This is a genomic window from Acinetobacter sp. UC24323, assembly GCF_024151445.1.
GTDB classification, from domain to species: Bacteria; Pseudomonadota; Gammaproteobacteria; order Pseudomonadales; family Moraxellaceae; genus Acinetobacter; species Acinetobacter baumannii.
The window spans coordinates 26,112-49,072 of sequence record NZ_JAHIBY010000012.1 but is presented as its reverse complement, the minus strand read 5'-3'; the positions used below and the strand labels follow the sequence as shown (position 1 = coordinate 49,072).

Sequence of the window (22,961 nt, the reverse complement as noted above, 5' to 3'; positions counted from 1 at the left end):
TCTCCTTTGCTCAACAGTATTTACATTTTAGCGCGTTATAATTTAAAGGTTCGAGGTTCTATACCTAAACGACGATACATTTTAAATTTTTCTCGGCCAATTTGCTTGGCTGCTTCATTATTTTCAACAATTTCTATAATGTGGCTAAAATGATTCACTTGTTCAAGTGCATGATTGTTAAAATTAAATACCAGCCAACCTTGTTCAGAAGGTTGTTTAGCCGAAATACATACTGCTGCATCTACCTGATCAACGCCATGGGCAATAAAGCTGGTCGGATCAAAGCTCCACAATTTTTCATCAAGTGTTTGTTGTAACTGCACATCTGGGCAATACCACCAGATTTGTGAATGCTTCAGTAAAATTTTTCGACATAAACGGCAAGCACTATCGACTTGCCGTTCTTCACTGGTTTCAAACAGATAAAAGCTAACTTTAGCCATTCGTACTTACACGGTTAGCCAAGAATTGCATAAGTAACGGTACTGGACGACCAGTTGCGCCTTTTGCTGAGCCTGATAACCATGCTGTTCCGGCAACATCCAAATGAGCCCAGCGATAGTCACGAGTAAAACGCTCAAGGAAGCAGGCTGCTGTAATTGCGCCGCCATGTGGTCCACCAATGTTAGCGATGTCTGCAAAAGGAGAGTCCAATAGTTCTTGATAATCATCAATCACTGGCATGCGCCATACACGGTCAAATGACTGCTCACCAGCTTGTTGGAGTTCAGCTGCCAAAGTATCGTCCGGAGAGAATAAACCACTCAGTACTTTACCTAACGCAACTACGCAAGCACCAGTTAATGTTGCGATATCAATCACAACTGCCGGATTGAAACGTTTGATATACGTTAAGGTGTCGCAAAGGACTAAACGGCCTTCAGCGTCAGTGTTTAAAATTTCAACGGTCTGACCACTCATGGTTGTTACAATATCGCCTGGGCGAGTTGCTTTACCTGAAGGCATATTTTCCGCAGCTGCAATCGCACCCACAACATGGATTGGAAGACGTGCCTCACATAAAGCACGGATTGTGCCGAGTACAGAAGCTGCACCACACATATCGAACTTCATTTCATCCATGCCAAGTCCTGGTTTTAAAGAAATACCGCCTGTATCAAAGGTTACGCCTTTACCGACAAGTACGACAGGAGCTTGTTCAAGCTGTGCTTGGTATTCAAGAGTCACAATACGGCCCGGACGCTCAGACCCTTTGCTGACTGCAAGAAATGCATACATGCCTAAATCAGCCATTTGTTGCTCATTTAAGACAGTGACTTTAAGTAAGTCTGGAAATTCTGCAGCTAAAGCTAATGCCTGTTCTGCCAGATATTCAGGGAAACAGATATTACCTGGTCGGTTTCCTAAGTCACGAGCATAAGACTGACCAGATTGTACGGCATGTACCAAAGCGAGTTGATTTTCATCAAGGCTGGTTTGTGAGCTAATTAAATCAACTTGTTGTAACACAAATTCATTTTTTTTCGATTTAAACTCATCATAACCATAAGCTGCTTGAGTTAAGCTTAATGCAAATAAATAATGGTATTCGACAGGTAACGCAGCAATATCAATTGCGATATGCTTAAATTTATTTTGTGCCGACTTGATAATGGTTTGCGCCAATTTTGCTAACTTAGCTGCTTGAAGTTCAGCTGCTTTTCCTAAACCAAGTAATTGGCTATGGGGCTGAGTGCTAAGTTGACCAAATAATGGCAACGTTTCATTGAAGTTGGCTTTAAATTGAGTTGCTGTAAGAATACTTTCTAGATTATTGATTTGATATGTATTGAGATTGCTTTGTAGCTGTTCTGAATCAACTAAAATCCACAAAGATTCATTAGATGTTTGTTCAGGAAAAGTTGTATAAGTTGTAAATTTCATGGCTGCCGTGATTGCCTATAGAAAGTTATGTTGGATTGAAACATTGAAACACTTTCAAGCATAGCGTTGCAATGTGCGGTTTTATATTTTTAACATTCGGGTAAACTAGCGTTCGTCCCGATTAGCCTTTTGGAAGTATTAATTTGATTATTCGGCGTTATCTCGTCAAGCAAGTTGTCTCTACCTCATTGGTGGTCATTGCATTATTGACCTTAATCATGATGGGTGGTCGTCTGATCAAATACTTTGGTGTGGCGGCACAGGGGCGACTAGATGCCAGTATCTTGTTTAGCATCATTGGATATCGTTTACCTGAATTTCTAACCCTCATTTTACCACTTGGGTTTTTTATTGGTTTAATGTTGGTGTTTGGTCGTTTATATGTTGACCATGAAATGGCCGTATTGAATGGTAGTGGGGTAAGTCGTCATCAGTTAGCGCGCTTACTTATTCCAATGACACTGGTTTACATGGTGTGTCAGTCCGTACTTATGCTTTGGATGACACCGTGGGGACTTCGTGAATTCGAAAAATTAACTACAACCCAAGCAGTGCGTACGGGGTTTGACTTGGTGCGACCAAGAGAGTTTATTTCTTCTGGACCTTATACGATTTATGCAGGTTCATTGTCGGAAGATCGAAAAAACCTTAAAGATATTTTCTTTTATCAGCGTGCAGCCAAAGAAGGCAAGCCAGATGTCATGATTTTGGCAAAAGAGGCAACACGTGTTGAGGTCGCGAATGATACAGCCAATGTGGTTGATCTCGTTCAAGGTCGTCGCTATGAAATATTCCCGGGACAACCAAAATATACGCAAGCAGAGTTCCAGTCTTATCGTCTACGTTTAGAAAATGACAAAGATGTTAAGTTTGAGAGTGGCGATGTAGAAGCACTTTCCACATCAAAACTATTTTCTAAAGCAAATGATCCGGTCGTAAGAAGTGAGTTGGGCTGGCGCTTATTTGGTCCGTTTACCATTATTATTGCCTTGATGCTATCTGTGGCATTGTCGGAAGTAAGCCCACGACAAGGTCGTTATTATCGCCTTATTCCATCTATCTTTATTTTCGCGAGTTTGATCGTACTCATGATTGCAATTAAAACTCGTATAAGTAAAGGAGAACTGGGTATTTGGGCTTATCTAGTGGCTTTATTGGTTTATGCAATCGCAGCTGCCTTATTTTCACGTAAGCAGAAATTAGGGCCGAAAATCAAGAAACAGATTAAGCGAGTGAAATTATAATGTTAGCACGTCGAATAGTCGCCAAATATGTGACGAAAACCACTGCGCTCGCAATGTTTGGTACCACCATTGTTTTGTCTGTTTTGCAAATCCTGTTTACTTATCTGGGTGAATTAGGTGAGCTAAAACCTGACTATAATGCATGGCAAGCTTTTATCTATGTGTTATGGGGTGCCCCTCGCTATCTATATGAAATTTTACCTATCTCGGCCTTAATTGGCGCTGTGATTGGGTTAGGCGCTTTAGCATCCAATAGTGAGCTGATCGTGATGCGTTCAGTCGGGATTAGCTTATGGCGTATTGTAGGTTGGGTTATGCGCTCAGCTTTGCTACTTATTGTTTTATCTTTTGCTCTAAGTGAGTGGGTTGTTCCCTATACAAATGAGAAAGCGCAAAGTGTCAAAAGCCATCGATCAGTTGCTGCTTTAGGTGAAGTGAAAGGTTATTGGTCACGAGAAGGGCAACGTTTTATTTATATTGATTATGCGAACTCACAAGGAAATTTAAGAGATATCCAGGTCGTAGACTTTAACAAAGACTACCATTTACAGTCTTTAATCAATGCAGAGCAAGGAAAGTTTATCCAAGATGGTCAATGGACTTTACAAAAAGCCAGCCAGATGGACATTCTTACAGATGGTAATTCGATACTAAATAATCATGATCAGCAGTCTTTAGGTTTGGCTCTACAGCCTAAATATGTACACATGGTGACTTTAGACCCTGAGGACTTGTCTCCAAGTCAGCTGATTAGTTTTATGCGCTATATGGACGAATATAGCCAAGTGCCGAAAACTTACCAATTAGCTTTTTGGCAAAAAGTCGCTTCTCCATTTTCACTCATTACTCTTGTATTAGTGGCTTGTTCTTTTATTTTTGGTCCACTACGTCAACAGTCGATGGGTTTCCGTTTAGTGATCGCACTCTTCATTGGTTTAGGCTTTTATTATTTACAAGACTTCTTGGGCTACGCAAGTTTGGTCTACGCGCCTTCGCCAGCTTGGTTTGTACTCATGCCTATTATTTTAATGTTTGGTGCCGGAAGTTATTTGCTTTATCGGGCCCGTTAAATTGAAAGTATATGAATGGCTTTCTCAATGAGGAGCATTGGGGAAAGCCATAGGAAAAAATAGAGTCTTCACCGAAAATTCGGTAAGATATTGCGATGAAATTGTAGACAAAAGAGAAATTGATTATGACGGATGCAACTGCTGGCAAGATCCCTCACGTTCTGGTCATTATGGATGGTGTTGGACACCGTGAAGCGATTGAAGATAATGCTTTTCTTGCAGCAAAAACCCCGAATTTAACTGCAATGAAAGCAAAGCATCCAAATAGTCTCATTTCTGGTTCTGGTGAAGATGTTGGTTTACCTGATGGACAAATGGGTAACTCTGAAGTTGGTCACATGAACCTTGGCGCTGGCCGAGTGTTATACCAAGACTTCACACGTATTACTAAAGATATTCGTACTGGTGCTTTTTTTGAGCACGAAGTATTGGTTGATGCCGTAGAAAAAGCAAAAGCAGCGGGTGGCGCAGTTCATATTATGGGCCTACTCTCTGAAGGTGGTGTTCACTCACATGAAGATCATATTGTGGCGATGTGTGAACTTGCCTTAAAACGCGGTGCGAAAGTTTACTTACATGCATTCCTTGATGGTCGTGATACTCCTCCACGTAGTGCTCAACCTTCATTAGAAAAATTAGATGCTTTATTCGCTCAATATGAAGGCAAGGGCCGTATTGCAACCATGATTGGTCGCTACTTTGCAATGGATCGTGATAACCGTTGGGATCGTGTTGAGCAGGCTTACCGTTTATTAACGGAAGGTGAAGCTGTTCGTACTGCAACTACTGCGGTTGAAGGCTTAGAGCTTGCATATGCTGCAAATGAAAATGATGAGTTTGTAAAAGCAACCCGTATTGGTGAGATCGCTAAAGTTCAAGATGGCGATAGCGTTGTATTTATGAATTTCCGTGCTGACCGTGCCCGTGAAATTACGCGTGCGTTTGTTGAAAAAGATTTCGCAGGTTTTGAGCGTAAAGTTGTACCGAACCTTTCTAAATTTGTCATGTTGACGCGTTATCAGGCAAGTATTGATGCACCTGTGGCATATATGCCTGAAGAGTTAAAGAACTCGCTTGGTGAATATTTATCTTCTTTAGGTAAAACACAATTACGTATTGCTGAAACTGAGAAATATGCCCATGTGACTTTCTTCTTTAGTGGTGGTCGTGAAGACGAATATCCAGGTGAGAAGCGAATTCTAATTCCATCGCCAAACGTTGCGACATATGACTTAAAGCCTGAAATGAGTGCTTATGAAGTAACTGATGAGCTAGTCAAAGCAATTAACTCGGGTGAGTACGACTTACTTGTTGTGAACTATGCCAATGGTGATATGGTCGGTCATACAGGCGTATTTGATGCTGCAGTTAAGGCTGTTGAAGCAGTTGATACATGTTTAGGTCGTGTATACGAAGCTGTAATGGCGAAAAAAGGCCATATGCTTATTACGGCTGACCACGGTAATGTTGAACAAATGCAAGATTATGAAAGTGGTCAGGTTCATACTCAGCATACAACAGAGCTTGTGCCTTTTATTTATGTGGGTCCAACCCAAGCAACGATTGCAGAAGGTGGCGTGCTTGCTGATGTTGCACCGACCATTCTGAACTTAATGCAGATTCCTGTGCCTGCTGAAATGCAAGGTCGTAATCTCATTACATTGTCTGCTTAAGCGATAGGTGACTAAATGCTGCAACACAATATATATAAAGCTTTTTTTGTTAGCGTATTGATGTGTTGCAGCCAGCTTGCTCTTGCAGCCCCTGTTGTAAAAGAAAAATTATCGCCTCTGCATGCTGATGCCCCAGAATCAGAAGAAAGTTATGCAGAAGTACCTATTGAGTCTATTCAACAGTTTGTACAAATATATGGAATCGTCCGTGATAACTATGTCGATGAAAAATCGGACGATGCTTTATTTTTACAGGCAATTAAAGGTTTAGTCAGTGGTCTAGACCGTTACTCCCGCTATTTGTCAGCTGAAGAATACCGTCAACTCATTCAATATACTGAAGGGGATCTTGCTTCAGTTGATTTTGTACTAAGCCCCGAATCACATGTTCATAAATGGATGATTCGTGACCTTAAGACGGGTTCTGACTCATATAAACTAGGCTTAAGAAATGGCCAAACTATTTTAAAGATTGATAATCAGGAACTTAAGAATCTGACACATGATCAGGTGCTAGGTTTGCTTTATGGATCGATAGGCTCGACGCTTCAAGTACAAACAGAAGAGTCAAATAGTCCAATTAGTTTAGTCCGTAATAAAAAGATTGAAACCGATATTGAGCCTGTGATGTTGCACAATCAAGTGTTGGTATTAAAAATTAGAGTATTTCAACAAGATACCGCCAATGAGATTAAGCGTTTAATTGAAGAAAATAGTTCTTCGCGTTTAAAAGCGGTGTTAATTGATTTAAGAAATAACCCAGGCGGCTTGTTATCTGCTGCTGTTGAGTCAGCCGATTTATTTTTAAATCATGGCATTATTGTCTCTACAAAAAGTCGTTCAGAAGGCAACCAGCAATTTCAGGCTTTACCGGGTAACGATTTTCAAAATATAAAAGTTGGTATTTTAATTAATCACCGATCTGCCTCGGCAGCAGAGGTTTTTACTGCTGCAATGAAAGAGCATCAACGTGCTTGGGTCATGGGTGAAAAAAGTTATGGAAAGGGTGTTGTACAGAAGCTTTTCCCTTTACCGAGTGGGGCAGCGCTACAAATGACAGTCTCACATTACTACACACCAAATGGTAATATGATTGAGGGGCAAGGTATTCAGCCTAACCAGACTTATCCCTTACCTCCAGAAATGAAAGAAGAAGTTTATCTAGATCGTGTTGCCGATCTCCTTTTAAAAAGAAAGTAAATTTTATACTTCCTGTTCTGTCTCCGTATCTAAGCCAAATTTTTTCAGACGATAGCGTAAAGAGCGGAAAGTCATTCCTAATTTTTTAGCTGCTAAGGTACGATTCCAATGAGTCATATTGAGTGCATTGAGTAAAATATCTTTTTCAATATTTTCTAAATAACGTTCTAAGCCTTCACTTGGTAATTTTTTTACGACTTGAGGAGCTGCCACAGTGGTTTGTATGCTTTGAGCAACCGAAGCAAAAGGATTAGAAATATTTGCTCTTAGTGGAGCAGGATGTAAATGAGATACATCTATAGTGGTATCTTCACTTAAGGTAATTGCGCGCTCAATCATATTTCTTAATTCACGAACATTACCCGGAAAGTGTTGCTGTAGCAGATAAGTTTCGGCCGCTTCTGTTAATTGTTTAGGTGTCGTTTCCCACTCCATACAAATTTTCTGAATAAAGTGATTGGCCAGTAAAAGGACATCTTCGCCACGTTCACGTAGAGGCGGCAATATGAGGTCCATAACGTGAATACGGAAGAATAAATCTTGACGGAATTTGCCCTGTCGAACTAATAAATCTAAGTCTTGATGACTTGCACTAATCACACGGAAATCAACATCGATTTCCTGATCTGAACCGACAGGTCGGATCTTTTTTTCCTGTACTGCGCGGAGCAGTTTGACCTGCATACTTAAAGGTAATTCGGCAATTTCATCTAAAAATAAACTGCCACCGTGTGCCGATAAAATGAGGCCTTGTTTATCTTGAGTTGCTCCGGTAAAGCTCCCTTTTTTATGCCCAAAAAGCTCACTTTCCATGAGTTCGGTTGGAATGGCACCGCAGTTAATTGCAATAAAAGGGCCTTCACTACGGTTACTCAGCCGATGAACCAGATTGGCAACTACTTCTTTACCTGTTCCAGACTCACCGGTAACAAATACAGGTGCTTGTGAGCGCGCAATTTTTTTAATTGCAATACGTAGCTGCTGGATGGGTAGAGAACGGCCGATTAATAATTTATTTTCTAACGCATTCTCGGTAGCATCATGCTCTACTTTTTGCCGATTCAAGGCTTTTTGTAATAACTGATCTAGATGTACTTGGTTGACCGGTTTGCTTACAAAATCAAAAGCGCCTGCTTTTAATGCTGCAATTGCAATATCCATATTGCCGTAGGCAGTTAAAACGGCAATGGGAGTATTAGTATAATTTTGAGAGACATGTTTAACTAAATCTATCCCGCTCCCATCGGGTAGGTTTAAGTCGGTTAAACATGCGTCGTAATGAAACTGAGTGAAGAGTTGTTTGGCCTGTTCAACCCGATAAGCAAGATGTGTTTTAATCCCCATTCGTGCAAGTGTCATTTGCATTAAAAGGCACAAATCTTCTTCATCGTCTACAAGCAAAACCAGTGGTTGCTGTTCTGCCATTTCCCCAAAAACCTAATAAAAAAATCAATATATTATTGGGCATTCTATTCTGAAGCATGCCCCTTGTTTTTGCTCTACATAGGTGAGCTTTGCATGGTTCGCCTCACAAAAACTATGAGACAAATATAATCCTAAACCAGTTCCATTAATTTCGGTACTAAAAAATGGTTTAAATAATTGAGATATATCACGTTTTGAAACACCTTCACCGTAATCGATCACATCAATATAAATTTTATTTGTCTGTGAATGAATGTTGATCGTAATGTACGGTGAGTCGGGGGCATTATGCCGTAAAGCATTTCTCACCAGATTAATCATGACTTGTCTTAATTGTTTTTCATCAAATAAAAATTTTAAAGAACTATCCGAAATTTTAAGTTGAATTGAATGTTTAACGTCAAATAAATCTTCTTCGAGCAATGTAACTATGAAGTGTTTTACATCGATCTGGATAGGATGTGTTCTTTCGCTACGAGCAAGCCCTAAGGTATCTTGAACAATACTATCAATACGTTTGGTTTGTTTGCCAATCATATGACGCAAAGTATTTTGTTGTTCTGGATCGCTATCTTTCAGTAACTCATTTGCTTGTACGATTGCAGCGAGAGGATTGCGGATCTCATGTGCAATACTTGCTGAGAGTTGCCCTAGCGCAGCAAGCTTAAGCTGCTGAGCTTGCTGATTAATTTGTTGGGCATCTTGTAAAATGAGCAGGGTTAACGTTTGTTGTGGGACCAAAAGATGTTGCACTTTAATGTTGATGGAGTACGCCGATAGCCGAGACTCAAAAATGAATCGGTCACCTTCTTTTAAGTCGCCAAACTTTAAAATTTCAAATAAATCGGCATGCCACTTTGCTAAAGGATATTTTTCATTGGCAAATTGAGGGGGAATACCCAAGAGTGAACAGGCCGCAGGATTACTGACAACGATGTCGTAATTCTCATCTAGAACTAAATAGCCTTCTTCAATTTGTTCTAAGATATAACGGTTAATATTTTGGAGTTGATAAAGTTCAATTGACTGGTGAAAGGTGAGTGCTTCAAGTAATTTAAAGCGCTGCACTGCAATTTGGCCAATTCCGTGAACCACAAAAAATAAGAAAGCTAAGAGAGCGCTATTACCAATAGTATTTAGATTGTTATAGTCAAATAGACTACCTACAAATCTTTGGTAAATAACAGCGATAACCGCAAGCAATGTAATCAGCAAAGACATTCTTGCGCTGAGTAAAATCGCCGAGGTAAAGATGGCAATTACATAGAGTAAGCTGAGTTGTAAATTTGGTTCACCCACAGAAAAAGTCAGTAAACTCAAACAAATAATATCAACAATAAAAAATAAAATAAGCTGTCGCGTGGCTTGAGTGGCAATAAATTTAAAGCATAACAGCTGAACAAGACTTAAGAGCGAATAGCCGAGTAGTGTGTAGGAATATAAGGCAGGTTGCTGCAAACTGTTATCAGTTTGCGCATCGGTTAAAACCAAAATAATATTCAGGCTAACCGCAATAATAAGACGGTATAAGCCATACCAAGTGCCCAAACGAAAAATCGTATGGGACAAGGATGAATTTAAGGGAAATTGCATGTAAATTTGGTTATGGCTTGATCAAACCGTAACGAATCGCAAGATGTGTTAGTTTTACATCACTATCAATTCCTAACTTTTCAAAAATACGATAACGGTAAGTATTTACAGTTTTCACACTTACAAAAAGTTTATCGGCAATTTCTTGGGCGCTAATACAGTTGACGACCATCATTGCAACTTGCATTTCCCGTTCCGATAACGAATCAAAAGGGGATTGTTGAGTGTCGGATAAATATGAGCTCGCGAGTTGTTCGGCAATATCTGCACTAAAATATTTACCGCCTTGCATGACCTTATTAATTGCACGAACCATTTCGGCAATTGGCGCGCCTTTAGTGATATAGCCTTTTGCACCGGCTTTTAATAATAAAGATGGGTAAGGCTCTTCGGCAAGGCCGCTTACAGCAATGACTTTCGTCTCTGGAGCCGTCTGTAATAAACGACGGGTTGTTTCTACGCCACCGATGCCCGGCATGTTGACATCCAGCAGTACGACTTGCGGATGTTGTTGGCGAACGATAGCAATTGCTTCTTCGCCCGATTCGGCTTGTCCAATTACCTCAACATCGGCATGATCTTCTAACATACGGCAAATACCCGTACGTACCAGTTCATGGTCATCGACAACTAAAACTGTAATCAAGAAGACCTCCTTTCTTTCAAAAAACAAGTTTTTTGTTACATAAAGCAAAATAAGCTTGCAATGGAATGACAAAATTAGCAATCCTATTCTTCTATAGTGAGCGAATAGTTGTGCACAATTGTGTCGGTAAAAGCTTTATACCTTATATCTCAAATGTAAGGCATAATGATAGTAAGCGCAAATGTGTGTCACCCTGAGTCGAGTATTGTGCCGTGAAAAATTCTAAAAAGTCTTTAATGCATGTGCTAAGCATGTCTATTTTGCTTAGTTTGAGTTCAACAAGCTTTGCAGAACTCGTCAATAACCCGTCTTCAGGGAGTACTGGTACTGCAAGTTTAAATTGGTCGGCAGCGGATGCTAGTCAACTTTTAAATGATGAAGATGATGAACCGACTCCGCAAGGTTCAACTTCTGTAACCACAACTTTGCGTGGCAGTAATGCGCCAAGAGTTATTACTTCTGCCCCTAAAGTTGCTCCAATCCGTGATACTGTGGGTTATAACGCCCAGCCAAGTGTCAGTGCACGTGCTGCACTTGTAATGGATGCGCAAACAGGTGAGGTACTTTATAGTAAAAATACCAACGCATCAGTGCCGATCGCTTCTATTACCAAATTGATGACGGCAGTTGTAACGGCAGATGCCCGTTTAAACATGTCTGAAGAAATTACACTTGAGCAAATTGATTTTGCTGGGGCTGGCGGGAAAAACTCAAGCTCAACACTTCGTGTTGGCGATAAAATGAACCGAGCAGAAGTTCTTCTGTTTGCTCTGATGAAGTCAGAAAATCCGGCAGCAGCAGCTCTAGCGCGTACTTATCCGGGTGGCCGTGCTGCATTCGTGGCGGCAATGAATGCTAAAGCGCGTGCTTTAGGTATGAATGCAACTCATTATTATGAGTCAACTGGTTTAGATCCGCGTAATGTATCTTCTGCGCGTGACTTAGGAATTTTGGCGAGTACAGCATCTCAATATGGTTTGATTCGTCAGTTCTCAACCACACCGACCTATGACTTTAATTTAGGTTATCGTGTTCTTAAATCAAATAATACAAATGCTTTAGTCCGTAATGGTGGTTGGAATATCAACTTATCTAAGACTGGTTATATTAATGAAGCAGGCCGTTGTGTGGTTATGCATACTACTGTGAACTCACGTCCAGCAGTGATTGTATTATTGGGTGAACCAAGTACACAGGCACGTAATAATGATGCAACTAACTTGCTTGGTTGGTTGAGCAATTTGCCAAAACGTATTTAATTTAAATATTCAAAAAACGCTTCTATTAAGAAGCGTTTTTTTATGGCTATAAAAAGACATAAAAAAACGGCTGTTTAAAACAGCCATTTTTGAAAAATCAGATCTTACATATTAGATAAAATCGAATCTTTTACTTGGTCCATTGTTGCATCAATTGACAACATCACTGCATCAGCACATTGTTTAATTGCTGTATCAGGGTCTTTCAAGCCATTACCCGTTACTGTACATACAATGACAGAACCTTCAGCAATTTTACCCGCTTTAATATCACGGATCGCACCGCCAATAGAAGCAGCAGATGCTGGCTCAACAAATACACCTTCATACATAGAAAGTAAGCGTTGAGCTTCTAAAATTTCGCTGTCTTGAAGTTCATCAAACCAACCTTTAGAGTCGCGTACTACAGCTTTTGCATGGTTCCAGCTTTGTGGGTTACCAATACGAATTGCAGTTGCAACTGTTTCCGGTTTTTCTACTGGAGCACCACGTAAGAAAGGAGCTGCGCCAGAAGCTTGATAACCTACCATTGTTGGTAAGCCTTCTGGTTTTGGACCGGTGAATTGATCAGTCGCAGCGTCATAAACAACTTGTTCAAATTGGTCAGCAGGTTGGTTAGCTACTGCTTCGGTATAACCCATCCAGTGAGCTGTAATATTACCTGCGTTACCAACTGGTAAGCAGTGGTAATCAGGTGCACGGCCTAAAGCTTCAACGATTTCATAAGCAATAGTTTTTTGACCTTGCAAACGGTAAGGGTTGATTGAGTTTACAATCGTTACAGGTGCTTGATCAGCCACTTCTTTTACAAGACGCATACCATCATCGAAGTTACCACGGATTTGCATAGTGATCGCACCATACATCATGGCTTGCGCCATTTTACCCATCGCAATTTTGCCTTCTGGAATCAAAACAAACGCTTTGATACCTGCGCGTGCAGCATAGGCAGCAGCAGCAGCAGAAGTGTTACCTGTAGATGCACAGATAATTGCTTTAGAGCCTTCTTCAACCGCTTTGGTTACAGCCATGGTCATACCACGGTCTTTAAATGAACCAGTCGGGTTTAAACCCTCGTATTTCACATAAATTTCAACGTCTTTGCCAATAATACGTGGAATATTCTCAAGTTTAATGAGAGGGGTGTTGCCTTCACCCAAAGAGATAGCACGAGTAGTTGCCGAAACTGGCAAACGGTCACGATAACGATCTACAAGACCAGTATAACGATTGGCATTAGACATGATGGTGTTCCAATTATGAGGTGAAGCGGGAGAGGGAATCTTTCCCTCAACCTGATTAACTATCGAGCGATTCTAAACGAATTCTTACGATTTCGCCACGAATTGCAGGTAATGCTTGAATTTGCGCAAGAGCGTCATCCATTTTGGATTCAACGATTGGATCGGTCAAAATCACAATTGGAATGAGGTCTTTTAAGCGAGATTGTTGCATGATGGCATCAATACTGATTCCGGCACGGCTTAAGATGGTCGTCACATCTGCAAGTACACCAGTCTGATCTTCAGCATTTAAGCGGATGTAATAACCTGTGGTCATTTCTTCACGGCTTAAAATTGGCATATTTGTTAATGCTTCAAAAGCCAGTTGAGGAATTGTGCCTGCGCCATCTTCTGTATAAGAAATATCACGAACGATATCAATTACATCGGCAACAACCGCAGAAGCTGTTGGGCCTGCACCAGCACCAGCACCGTAATAAAGCGTTGGACCTACTGCGTTGGCTTGAACTAAAACAGCATTTTTAACGCCGTTTACATTCGCAATAAGCTGCTCATCTGGAATAAGTGTTGGGTGAACACGTAGTTCAATACCCTTTTCAGCACGGCGGGCAATGCCTAGATGTTTAATACGGAAACCAAGCTCCTCAGCATACTTCACATCTTGTGCAGTAATTTTGCTGATACCTTCGGTATAGACTTTATCGAATTGCAAAGGAATACCAAACGCACAAGACGCTAAAATTGTAAGCTTGTGTGCAGCGTCAATACCTTCAACGTCAAAAGTTGGGTCTGCTTCTGCATAACCGAGTTCTTGAGCTTCTTTTAATACATCATCAAATGCACGACCTTTTTCACGCATTTCAGTGAGAATAAAGTTACCTGTACCATTAATAATGCCTGCAAGCCACTCGATATGGTTTGCAGCAAGGCCTTCACGGATCACTTTAATAATTGGAATACCGCCAGCTACTGCCGCTTCATAAGCAATTTGCACAGCATTGTCTTCAGCTGCTTTAAATAGTTCATTGCCATGTTCAGCGAGTAATGCTTTGTTTGCAGTCACGACTTGTTTGCCGTGTTTGATCGCTTCCATAATGATTTCGTAAGCAGGATGAATACCACCCATAACTTCTACAACCACATCCACATCGGGTTGACGAACGATATCAAGTAAGTCTGCGCTTTGTTTAATCCCTTCCAATTCGAGATCTGGACGAGGACGACGTGTTCCAACGTGGGTAATTTGAATTTCTCGACCGGTGCGACGTTTAATTTCAGCGGCATTTTCTTGTAGTAGTTTAAGGGCTCCTCCACCTACGGTACCTAGACCGAGTATTGCCAGGCGAACTGGTTTCACGTCACACTCCATATCATCATTGAATCATTTAATTGAAGCTAGATCATAGCTAAAAAAAACGCCAGACTCTAGCGCTTTTAGCGCCTGTTCAGTGATTTAGAGTGCAATGTTTGGAAAAGAAGAGTAGATCACTCTTTAAACACTGGTATGAGAAGAAGTATTTATTGAAAAAACAAAGCGCTGCAATAAGATCAGCGCTTTATTTGTAAGATGGATGATGAATTGTTCATCAACTTGGAGAGGGTTATTTATCCAATCGTTTAATCAATTCATCCGGTGTTAAGTAGCCACCCAAGTACTCACCATCAACATTATAAATAGCTGGTGTACCATTTACGCCCATGTTTAGACCAAGTTGGTATTGTTCGCGAACAGGGTTTTTACATTGAGCAGGTGGAATACTAATGCCCTGTACAGCTTGGTCAAATGCAGCTTTACGGTCTGCACTACACCAAACCGCTTCCATAGTTGGCATAAATTGTTCGCCGCGTGGCCATGCAATGTAACGAACTTCAATACCTTTCTCATTAATCTCAGCTAAATGCTCATGTAATTTATGGCAGTAAGGACAGCTTGCATCGGTAAACACATAAATCACATGTTTAGCTTTACCGCCTTTAGCTGGATAAACAATTAAGTCTTCATTTTTTAAAGCAGCAAGATGCTTTTTGTTTTCTGAGGCTTGAAGGCTATCGCCGATATTATGAAGTTCTTTACCGCCTAAACGGATGACATCGCCTTGAATCAGGTATTTACCATCACTTGTTGTATAAACCGACGTCATTCCTTCAAGGTTAACCCAATATAAATTAGGAACTTCGGTAGGCTTAATATCTAAAATTTTGACGTTGATGTTTGCATTCTTAAATTGTTTTTGCAAAGTTTCAATTAAACGTTGTTTAGCATTGCGTTCAATAATGGTTGAAGCTTCCCCTGTAGCAGGTGCGGTCGCTGTGAGCGCATCTTCTTTTTGTGGTTTGTTTTCTTTAGAACAAGCACTGAACAACAGGCTAGAAGCCAAAGCACAGGCAAGAAAAATTTGAGATCGGGTAAAGGACATAGATAACCCTTATTTCATCAGTATTTATAGTCAGAAGCTGCTAAGCATAACAAAAAATCTAGTGTCTATTGTTAAAACTTTCTTAACCTTTGTGAACGAAATCAAGTGATTGTTTGGTGTATTTCAAAATATTCTTTTAAAAAAATTTAACCCCTAGGGTGATGTTTTTCATGCAATTGTTGCATTCTGACTTGTGCTACATGCGTATAGATTTGCGTGGTTGATAAATCACTATGACCCAGTAACATTTGTACTACGCGTAAGTCCGCCCCGTGATTAAGCAAGTGTGTTGCAAAGGCGTGACGTAAGGTGTGAGGTGAAAGTTCAGCTTGAATATTGGCCTGTAGCGCATAACGCTTTATGGCATACCAAAAGTTCTGACGGCTCATAATTCCACCGTGCTGGGTTAAAAATAAATAGTCAGTTGAACTTTTATAAAGTTGTGGACGTGCCTCGTTTAAATAGCGTTCCACCCAATCGCAGGCATATTGGCCTAAAGGCACTAAACGTTCTTTGTTACCTTTACCCGTAATACGCAGGTAACCTTGTTTTAAATTAATAAGTTCGAGGCGTAAATTCAGTAATTCAGAGACACGTAAACCACAAGCGTAAAGGACTTCAAACATTGCTCGGTCACGTAAGCCCAACGCCGTTGTAATGTCTGGCGCCTGAATGAGCGCTTCTACATCTTCTTCAGACAAGTCTTTAGGTAAAGCTCGGCCAATTTTTGGTGAATGGTGAGTAGCTACAGGATTATCACTTCGTAATTTCTGTTCACGTAGAAATTTATAAAACTGACGTAGAGCAGATAAGCAACGGGCAATTGAGCGTGGGCTTTTCCCTACTTTGGTAAGTTCAATGAGGACATCAGAAATGTCATCGCTCGTCCAATCTGGCAATCTATTTTTTTTATGAAGTTCACTACATTGAATCAGGTCGGATAAATAGGCATTACGCGTATGCGGACTGACTGTTTGTGCAACCAGATAGTCGCGAAAACCTTGTAAAAAGCTTAAATGTTCAGGAATTTGAACAGGGCTTGGAATACGCGGTTTTTTATTTATCATAAATAACTTCCTCTAAACCACTGTACTGTAAAAGAAACTTTAAGGTTTGTCGATTAAACTCCATAAGAATTGAAATCTAACCTTATTTGGTAATTATTCTCATTTATATGTATACTAGTAAAAAAGGTTTAGGATCGGATGCGGTGCGTTTATCAGCGTTGAAAGTGAAGCAAGCGGCGACCATCACCAAAGTGAATCGGATAGAAGTAGAGTCCGAGCAGCAAGATTTGGTCGCAATTCGTTTGGAAAGTCTGGGTTTTGTACCAGGCACGCGAGTGGAAGTGATTACCAAGGGTGTTTTTGGTGGTGATCCGATCTTAATCCAAATTGGCTTTACTCGTTTCGCTTTACGTAAAGCAGAAGCGGAAAAAATCGAAATTCAAGTAGAAGAAGGAGTACCCGCATGAGTGATGCGTTACGTATTGCCCTTGTGGGAAACCCTAACTGTGGTAAAACCTCTCTTTTTAATCATTTAACTGGAACTCGACAAAAAGTTGCCAACTATGCCGGTGTAACGGTCGAGCGTAAAGTTGGTCATTTTCAGTTACCTTCAGGCCGTTCGGTTCGAGTGCTCGATTTGCCGGGTACATACAGTCTTAATGCGACCAGTCCGGATGAAGCAATTACTCGTGATGTCTGTTTAGGAAAAATAGCGGAAGAGGGGCAACAAGACGCTTTTTTATGTGTGGTTGATGCGACCAACTTAAAATTGCATTTAGGCCTTGTACTCGAAATGATCGAGTTGGGTCGCCCAATTTTACTTGTCCTTAATATGATGGATGAAGCGCGTCGTCGTGGCATCCAGATTAATACTCAAAAGTTATCTCAACGTTTGGGCGTACCAGTCGTTGAAACAGTAGCTGTCCGTAATGCGGGTATTGAAAATTTATTACATGCTCTTGATCAAGAAAAATACAGTGTGCCACAAACTGAACTGAGTGGCTTAACTGGGACCCATCATCAAAAAATCGATATGATTTTTAAAGATGTTGTTCATTATGTTGATCAGGAAGACAAGCGTACTGATTTTCTCGATCGAATTTTCTTACATCCAGTCTTAGGTCTACTTAGTCTTGCCATCATGATGTTTATTGTGTTCCAAGCAGTTTTTGCATGGGCAGCACCTTTTATGGATGGTATTGAAGGCTTCTTCGGCTGGCTGGGTGAAGTAGTCGGTTCTGTGATTACACAGCCACTACTGCATAGTCTGGTGGTTGACGGAATTATCGCGGGTGCAGGTGGCGTAGTTGTTTTCTTGCCACAAATTCTAATTTTGTTCTTCTTCATTTTAGTATTAGAAGAATCGGGCTATTTACCGCGTGCAGCATTTTTACTTGATAAATTAATGTTTCAAGCCGGTTTAAGTGGACGTGCTTTCATTCCGTTACTTTCAAGCTTTGCTTGTGCAGTACCGGGAATTATGGCAACGCGTAGTATTAGTGACCCTCGTGACCGTTTTACAACGATTATGGTTGCGCCACTAATGACTTGTTCGGCACGTTTACCCGTATATGCCTTGCTGATTGCTGCATTTATTCCAGAGAAAATGGTCTGGGGTATTTTCAACCTACAAGGACTGGTGCTGTTCGGTCTGTATATGGCTGGGATTGTGAGTGCACTGTGTGTTTCATTCTTAATGAAATTTTTCCAAAAAGATAAGTCTCAACACGCTTTACTGCTAGAGCTGCCGAGTTATCGTTTCCCTGATTTAAAAAGTGTGGGAATCGGTTTGTTAGATCGTGCGAAGATCTTCTTGAAGCGTGTCGGCGGCATTATTTTTGCGCTTTCTATTTTGCTCTGGTTCTTGTGTACTTTCCCACAACCACCAGAAGGGGCGACATTGCCTGCTATAGATTACAGCTTCGCAGGTATGCTTGGACACCTTATCCAGCCTTTATTCGCTCCAGTTGGTTTTAACTGGCAAATCTGTATTGCCTTAATCCCGGCTATGGCAGCTCGTGAAGTTGTGGTCGCTGCATTAGGTACCGTATATGCCTTGTCGGCAACTGATGAAGATGCAGTAGCACAAGGTTTGTCTCATTTAATTAGTGCAGATGGTACAGGTTGGTCGTTGGCAACAGGTTTATCGCTTTTAGTGTGGTTCATTTATGCGCCGCATTGTTTGGCAACATTGGCAACAGTACGTCGTGAAACAGGTTCATGGAAACATGTTGCAGCTATGACTGCATATCTGTTTGGTTTAGCTTATTTTGCATCGTTTGTTACCTATCAAATTGCTTCCCACTATTGGGGTTAAAGCAATAAAGGAGGTTGTATATGCTTCAATATCTGATTATTGCGGTTTTGGTGATTTGGAGTGCTGTTGTTGTTTTTAAGAAAGTATTTCCAAAAACAGCAAACTCGGCCTTTTCAGCACTATCCGTTTTTTGTGAAAAGCAGGGTTGGGCAACTTTAGCAAAATGGTTGAAACCGAAAATGACTTTTGGTTGTGCAGGTGGCTGTGGCTGCTCAAGTGAAGATAAACCAACTAATACAGTTCAAGAAATTAAACCAGTTAAATGGCAATAAATTTAGCCATTCCTGTTTCGTATAAAAAGCCATCATATTGATGGCTTTTTTACGCACTGACACAAAAAAAGATGAATAAAGTTCAAACTGAAAAAGCATTCAAAACAGCAAAGTGCTAACATTTTTGCCATTCTGTCGATTGATAAATTGTGGGGCAAAAATGTTAATACAACGTGGTGGATTAAAAGTTGTCGCAGGCTTGGGAATATCAGGCGTTTCTGCTGTAAATTTCCTGCATGAACAAGGCTACCAAGTTGCTGTAACGGATTCCCGCCCCACACCTCCCGGACACGATCAGATTCCGGCTGGCGTTAAAACCAGTTTTGGTCAACTTGATCAAGAATTATTATTACAAGCAGAAGAGATTATTTTAAGCCCAGGCCTTGCACCGCAATTACCGGAAATTCAGGCAGCTATTGCTAAGGGTATTTCTGTGGTGGGCGATATCCAGTTATTGCGCCGTGCCACTGATGTGCCGATTGTAGCGATTACAGGTTCCAATGCAAAAAGTACTGTAACGACTTTAATTGGCTTAATGGCTAAGGATGCAGGTAAGAAAGTTGCAGTAGGCGGCAATCTTGGTCGACCAGCGTTAGATTTACTTAAAGATCAACCAGAGTTACTGGTCCTTGAGTTATCGAGCTTTCAATTAGAAACCACCTCTCACTTAAACGCTGAGGTAGCAGTGGTTCTCAATATGAGTGAAGACCATTTAGACCGTCATGGAAATATGCTGGGGTATCACCAAGCAAAACATCGTATTTTCCAAGGCGCTAAAAAAGTTGTATTTAACCGAGACGATGCTTTAAGCCGCCCACTTGTTCCTGATACGACACCAATGCAAAGCTTTGGTTTAAACGCACCAGATTTAAATCAATATGGCGTTTTAAGAGATGCCGACGGTACGCTTTGGCTTGCTCGTGGTTTACAGCGGTTAATTAAAAGCTCAGATTTATATATTCAAGGTATGCACAATGTAGCTAATGCTTTAGCTTGTTTAGCATTGGGGGAAGCAATTGGTTTACCTATGGAGTCAATGCTTGAAACTTTAAAAAAATTTAAAGGACTAGAGCACCGCTGTGAGTACGTTAAAACCGTGCATGATGTCCGTTATTATAATGACTCTAAAGGTACCAATGTTGGTGCTACACTTGCAGCAATTGATGGCTTAGGTGCTGCCATTGAAGTGAAAAAAGGTAAGGTTGCGCTTATTTTAGGTGGACAGGGCAAAGGGCAAGATTTTTCTCCTTTACGTTCTTCTATCGAAAAATATGCCAAAGTTGTGGTATTGATTGGTGAAGATGCGCCTGTCATCGAACAAGCCATTCAAGGCGCAACTAAAATTTTACATGCAGCAACGCTTAAAGAAGCTGTCGAGCTGTGTCAACGTGAAACACAAGCTGAAGATGTGGTATTGCTATCACCAGCATGTGCAAGTTTTGATATGTTTAAAAGTTATAATGACCGTGGTCAGCAGTTTGTTGCCTGCGTCAATTCGTTGGTTTAAAGAAAATATGATTAGGAATGTAGTATGGCAGGCTTAGCTCAGACCACAATCCAGAAAATCAATCATTGGTATGAACGGATATTGCCGAAATGGCCAGCGGAAGTGACGCCACGTAATGTCTTGATTTTCTGTGTGGTTGCATTGTTATGTATCGGTTCGGTGATGGTCGCATCTGCTTCCATGCCTTATGCTGAATATATGCATGAAAACCCATTTCACTATGTGATTCGTCATGGGATCTCAATCGTTGCTGCTGGCGTGGTGGCTTATTTAACCTATCGAATATCACTCAATACATGGTTTAAAAATACCTTTCCATTGTGGTTATTAACCATGGTTCTGTTACTTGCGGCTTTGGCTGTAGGTTCGGAAGTTAACGGTTCCACACGTTGGATTAAAATTGGTGGTTTTACCTTGCAGCCAACAGAGGTTGCCAAGGTCATGATGGCCATCTTTACCGCAGATTACGTAGTACGCCGTGCTAAAGAAGTTCGTACCCACTGGAAAGGCTTACTTCGTTTAAGTGGCGTTATGGCAATTACGGTAGGTTTAATTATTGCCGAGCCTGACTTGGGTGCGACGGTGGTTATTGTCATGATGATGGTCGGGGTGTTCTTTTTAGCGGGTGCGCCTCCAACACAATTCTTAATCATGCTTGGTGCAATTGTCACGGGTATTGTGTTTTTGATTTTATTTGAACCTTACCGTTTCCAACGTTTGATTTCGTTTACTGACCCTTGGGCAGACCCATTAGGCGTGGGTTATCAGTTATCAAATGCATTAATGGCTTTTGGTCGTGGTGAGTGGTTTGGTACAGGCTTGGGGCATAGTGTTCAAAAGCTTTCTTATTTACCAGAAGCGCATACTGACTTTATGTTGGCTGTGTTAGGTGAAGAATTTGGTTTCTTTGGTATTTCAATTGTCATTGGCTTATCTTTCTTGATGCTGGCATGTTGTATCAAAATCGGCCACCGTGCTTTGAAACATCATTACCTTCGTGCGGGTTATTTGGCTTACGGTATTAGTATTATTTTCTTACTCCAGATTTTGGTAAATGCGGGTATGAACATGGGCTTAATGCCAACCAAAGGTTTAACTCTGCCATTTATTAGTTATGGTGGTACGTCTTTAATGATGTGTGCAGCTATGATTAGCTTGATCTTAAAGATTGATGCTTCAACTCAAGAAGTGAACCCTGAGAGGGAAGAATCAAACTTCTAAACCATGAAGCGTTATAAAAAGCCCGATATCAAATCGGGCTTTTTATTATTTATAGATATGTTCCGCAAAGTTGTTGTCCATGAGGAATCAAATCTACATTCCACTGGGTTACCGCCTGCTTGAGCATCACTTCGGGACGATCTAAATCAACCTGTGGTTGACCTAAGGCTTGTATGGCTTGTTGTAGTAATTCAGGAGCCTTTGTTAAATCAAGTGCATGGGCAAGGTTTTGCTTTGAAAGTTTTTGCCCTTGGTCGTTCATGGCGAGCGGAAGATGCATGTAACTCAGCTTAGGGTAGCCGAGGAGTTGACCAAGCCAGATTTGACGCTCAGTGTTATCTAACAGGTCTGCGCCTCGCACAACATGAGTAATGCCTTGTAGGTAATCATCTACGACGACAGCAAGCTGGTAGTTAATAATTCCATCACGGCGTTTAAGGACAAAATCACCAAGGTCATGCTCTAGATTAGAACAATGAATCCCTTGTAGGCGGTCATCGAAACAGATTGGCTGATCTTGAACTTTTACCCGAATGGCTTGATGTTGGAAGTCGAGATGCAAATCTCGACATGTGCCTGCATAGATAGCGTTTGAACCGAGCATTTTACGGGTACATTGACAGGCGTAAACCAGACCCTCTTTTTTAAGTTGGTCTAATACACTTTCGTAAATATCTAGGCGGTCTTTTTGAAAAATGATCTCGGCATCCGGATCGAACTGAAAAGCTTCAAGTGATGCGAGTATATGGTCTTCACTACCGGGGTAGATGCGGGGGATATCGGTGTCTTCAACACGCACTAACCATCGACCTTGATGGGCTCTGGCATCGCAGTAACTGGCAACAGCAGTAATGAGTGATCCGAAATGTAAAGGGCCGGTTGGCGAGGGCGCAAACCGACCTGAGTAGCGAATCAGTGGAACATCGTTTCGCTGATTCGCAAGAGCCGAACTAAGCTCGGCTGGAGAATTCTTAACCGTCAC

At 41.1% G+C, this 22,961-nt stretch carries 20 protein-coding genes; 10 read left to right on the top strand and 10 right to left on the bottom strand.

Translation table 11 applies throughout. The features are described 5' to 3' along the window. Positions 1–35: 35 nt before the first annotated feature. Positions 36–443, bottom strand: coding sequence for a DNA polymerase III subunit chi (locus KNQ97_RS15570; protein WP_001151592.1), 408 nt, complete (start codon positions 441–443; stop codon positions 36–38). After that, the gene (locus KNQ97_RS15565; protein ID WP_000673449.1) at positions 436–1,884 is read right to left on the bottom strand and encodes a leucyl aminopeptidase; all 1,449 of its coding nucleotides are present in this window, start codon (positions 1,882–1,884) and stop codon (positions 436–438) included. Before KNQ97_RS15565 ends, KNQ97_RS15570 begins: the two co-directional genes overlap by 8 nt. A 143-nt stretch (positions 1,885–2,027) precedes the next feature. On the opposite strand from KNQ97_RS15565, the gene lptF reads away from it, so the two are divergent. The 4 genes from lptF to KNQ97_RS15545 all read left to right on the top strand — a co-directional run bounded on the left by lptF (position 2,028) and on the right by KNQ97_RS15545 (position 7,071). Next, complete coding sequence (gene lptF, locus KNQ97_RS15560) at positions 2,028–3,128, top strand: LPS export ABC transporter permease LptF (RefSeq protein ID WP_253612433.1); 1,101 nt, start codon at positions 2,028–2,030, stop codon at positions 3,126–3,128. Then, on the top strand, positions 3,128–4,198 hold the full coding sequence (gene lptG / locus KNQ97_RS15555; protein WP_000881094.1) for an LPS export ABC transporter permease LptG: 1,071 nt from the start codon (positions 3,128–3,130) through the stop codon (positions 4,196–4,198). Before lptF ends, lptG begins: the two co-directional genes overlap by 1 nt. A 125-nt stretch (positions 4,199–4,323) precedes the next feature. Then, positions 4,324–5,871: a 2,3-bisphosphoglycerate-independent phosphoglycerate mutase gene (gene gpmI, locus KNQ97_RS15550; protein ID WP_000128749.1), complete on the top strand. Its 1,548-nt coding sequence runs from the start codon at positions 4,324–4,326 to the stop codon at positions 5,869–5,871. 15 nt (positions 5,872–5,886) lie between these two features. Further along, complete coding sequence (locus tag KNQ97_RS15545; RefSeq protein WP_000939107.1) at positions 5,887–7,071, top strand: S41 family peptidase; 1,185 nt, start codon at positions 5,887–5,889, stop codon at positions 7,069–7,071. A 3-nt stretch (positions 7,072–7,074) separates the two neighbouring features. Here KNQ97_RS15545 and KNQ97_RS15540 read toward each other — a convergent pair whose 3' ends face one another. From KNQ97_RS15540 to KNQ97_RS15530, 3 genes are read right to left on the bottom strand one after another with little or no spacing between them, the layout of a single operon-like run. After that, complete coding sequence (locus KNQ97_RS15540; protein WP_017816292.1) at positions 7,075–8,496, bottom strand: sigma-54 dependent transcriptional regulator; 1,422 nt, start codon at positions 8,494–8,496, stop codon at positions 7,075–7,077. A 24-nt stretch (positions 8,497–8,520) separates the two neighbouring features. Beyond that, the gene (locus KNQ97_RS15535; RefSeq protein ID WP_001160333.1) at positions 8,521–10,089 is read right to left on the bottom strand and encodes a PAS domain-containing sensor histidine kinase; all 1,569 of its coding nucleotides are present in this window, start codon (positions 10,087–10,089) and stop codon (positions 8,521–8,523) included. A gap of 10 nt (positions 10,090–10,099) precedes the next feature. Continuing rightward, positions 10,100–10,735 carry a response regulator gene (locus KNQ97_RS15530; RefSeq protein ID WP_000633799.1) on the bottom strand — a complete coding sequence of 212 codons (636 nt, stop codon included), beginning with the start codon at positions 10,733–10,735 and terminating at the stop codon, positions 10,100–10,102. Positions 10,736–10,947: 212 nt separating this feature from the next. On the opposite strand from KNQ97_RS15530, the gene pbpG reads away from it, so the two are divergent. Further along, a complete protein-coding gene (pbpG, locus tag KNQ97_RS15525; RefSeq protein ID WP_001984577.1) occupies positions 10,948–11,994 on the top strand; it encodes a D-alanyl-D-alanine endopeptidase PBP7/8 in 1,047 nt (348 codons plus the stop codon). Positions 11,995–12,098: 104 nt separating this feature from the next. On the opposite strand, the gene thrC is transcribed toward pbpG, so the two are convergent. The 4 genes from thrC to xerD all read right to left on the bottom strand — a co-directional run bounded on the left by thrC (position 12,099) and on the right by xerD (position 16,722). After that, positions 12,099–13,238 (bottom strand): threonine synthase, encoded by a 1,140-nt coding sequence (gene thrC / locus KNQ97_RS15520; RefSeq protein WP_000063593.1) that lies wholly within the window; start codon positions 13,236–13,238, stop codon positions 12,099–12,101. Positions 13,239–13,293: 55 nt separating this feature from the next. Further along, positions 13,294–14,595 carry a homoserine dehydrogenase gene (locus KNQ97_RS15515; protein ID WP_000805827.1) on the bottom strand — a complete coding sequence of 434 codons (1,302 nt, stop codon included), beginning with the start codon at positions 14,593–14,595 and terminating at the stop codon, positions 13,294–13,296. Between the two features lie 244 nt (positions 14,596–14,839). Then, a complete protein-coding gene (locus KNQ97_RS15510; protein ID WP_000011163.1) occupies positions 14,840–15,655 on the bottom strand; it encodes a DsbC family protein in 816 nt (271 codons plus the stop codon). Between the two features lie 146 nt (positions 15,656–15,801). Continuing rightward, positions 15,802–16,722: a site-specific tyrosine recombinase XerD gene (xerD, locus tag KNQ97_RS15505; RefSeq protein WP_000608735.1), complete on the bottom strand. Its 921-nt coding sequence runs from the start codon at positions 16,720–16,722 to the stop codon at positions 15,802–15,804. Positions 16,723–16,865: 143 nt separating this feature from the next. On the opposite strand from xerD, the gene KNQ97_RS15500 reads away from it, so the two are divergent. The 5 genes from KNQ97_RS15500 (at position 16,866) to ftsW (ending at position 21,979) form a co-directional block, all read left to right on the top strand. After that, positions 16,866–17,129, top strand: a complete 264-nt coding sequence (locus KNQ97_RS15500; protein ID WP_001991212.1) for a FeoA family protein — start codon at positions 16,866–16,868, stop codon at positions 17,127–17,129. Then, complete coding sequence (locus tag KNQ97_RS15495) at positions 17,126–18,979, top strand: ferrous iron transporter B (protein WP_001278225.1); 1,854 nt, start codon at positions 17,126–17,128, stop codon at positions 18,977–18,979. Before KNQ97_RS15500 ends, KNQ97_RS15495 begins: the two co-directional genes overlap by 4 nt. A gap of 20 nt (positions 18,980–18,999) precedes the next feature. Further along, a complete protein-coding gene (locus tag KNQ97_RS15490) occupies positions 19,000–19,251 on the top strand; it encodes a DUF6587 family protein (protein WP_000942501.1) in 252 nt (83 codons plus the stop codon). Between the two features lie 160 nt (positions 19,252–19,411). Further along, positions 19,412–20,758, top strand: coding sequence for a UDP-N-acetylmuramoyl-L-alanine--D-glutamate ligase (gene murD, locus KNQ97_RS15485; protein WP_000908238.1), 1,347 nt, complete (start codon positions 19,412–19,414; stop codon positions 20,756–20,758). Positions 20,759–20,782: 24 nt separating this feature from the next. Continuing rightward, positions 20,783–21,979, top strand: coding sequence for a putative lipid II flippase FtsW (ftsW, locus tag KNQ97_RS15480; protein ID WP_000907680.1), 1,197 nt, complete (start codon positions 20,783–20,785; stop codon positions 21,977–21,979). A gap of 49 nt (positions 21,980–22,028) precedes the next feature. On the opposite strand, the gene gluQRS is transcribed toward ftsW, so the two are convergent. Next, complete coding sequence (gene gluQRS / locus KNQ97_RS15475; RefSeq protein WP_000216738.1) at positions 22,029–22,961, bottom strand: tRNA glutamyl-Q(34) synthetase GluQRS; 933 nt, start codon at positions 22,959–22,961, stop codon at positions 22,029–22,031.

Excerpts from the sequence above, each read along its gene's own strand:
- KNQ97_RS15495 (WP_001278225.1), top strand. The coding sequence starts at position 17,126 with ATGAGTGATGCGTTACGTATTGCCCTTGTGGGAAACCCTAACTGTGGT.
- KNQ97_RS15570 (WP_001151592.1), bottom strand. The coding sequence starts at position 443 with ATGGCTAAAGTTAGCTTTTATCTGTTTGAAACCAGTGAAGAACGGCAA.
- KNQ97_RS15565 (WP_000673449.1), bottom strand. The coding sequence starts at position 1,884 with ATGAAATTTACAACTTATACAACTTTTCCTGAACAAACATCTAATGAA.
- KNQ97_RS15545 (WP_000939107.1), top strand. The coding sequence starts at position 5,887 with ATGCTGCAACACAATATATATAAAGCTTTTTTTGTTAGCGTATTGATG.
- thrC (WP_000063593.1), bottom strand. The coding sequence starts at position 13,238 with ATGTCTAATGCCAATCGTTATACTGGTCTTGTAGATCGTTATCGTGAC.
- ftsW (WP_000907680.1), top strand. The coding sequence starts at position 20,783 with ATGGCAGGCTTAGCTCAGACCACAATCCAGAAAATCAATCATTGGTAT.
- KNQ97_RS15535 (WP_001160333.1), bottom strand. The coding sequence starts at position 10,089 with ATGCAATTTCCCTTAAATTCATCCTTGTCCCATACGATTTTTCGTTTG.
- KNQ97_RS15490 (WP_000942501.1), top strand. The coding sequence starts at position 19,000 with ATGCTTCAATATCTGATTATTGCGGTTTTGGTGATTTGGAGTGCTGTT.
- murD (WP_000908238.1), top strand. The coding sequence starts at position 19,412 with ATGTTAATACAACGTGGTGGATTAAAAGTTGTCGCAGGCTTGGGAATA.
- xerD (WP_000608735.1), bottom strand. The coding sequence starts at position 16,722 with ATGATAAATAAAAAACCGCGTATTCCAAGCCCTGTTCAAATTCCTGAA.
- KNQ97_RS15540 (WP_017816292.1), bottom strand. The coding sequence starts at position 8,496 with ATGGCAGAACAGCAACCACTGGTTTTGCTTGTAGACGATGAAGAAGAT.
- KNQ97_RS15510 (WP_000011163.1), bottom strand. The coding sequence starts at position 15,655 with ATGTCCTTTACCCGATCTCAAATTTTTCTTGCCTGTGCTTTGGCTTCT.
- lptG (WP_000881094.1), top strand. The coding sequence starts at position 3,128 with ATGTTAGCACGTCGAATAGTCGCCAAATATGTGACGAAAACCACTGCG.
- gpmI (WP_000128749.1), top strand. The coding sequence starts at position 4,324 with ATGACGGATGCAACTGCTGGCAAGATCCCTCACGTTCTGGTCATTATG.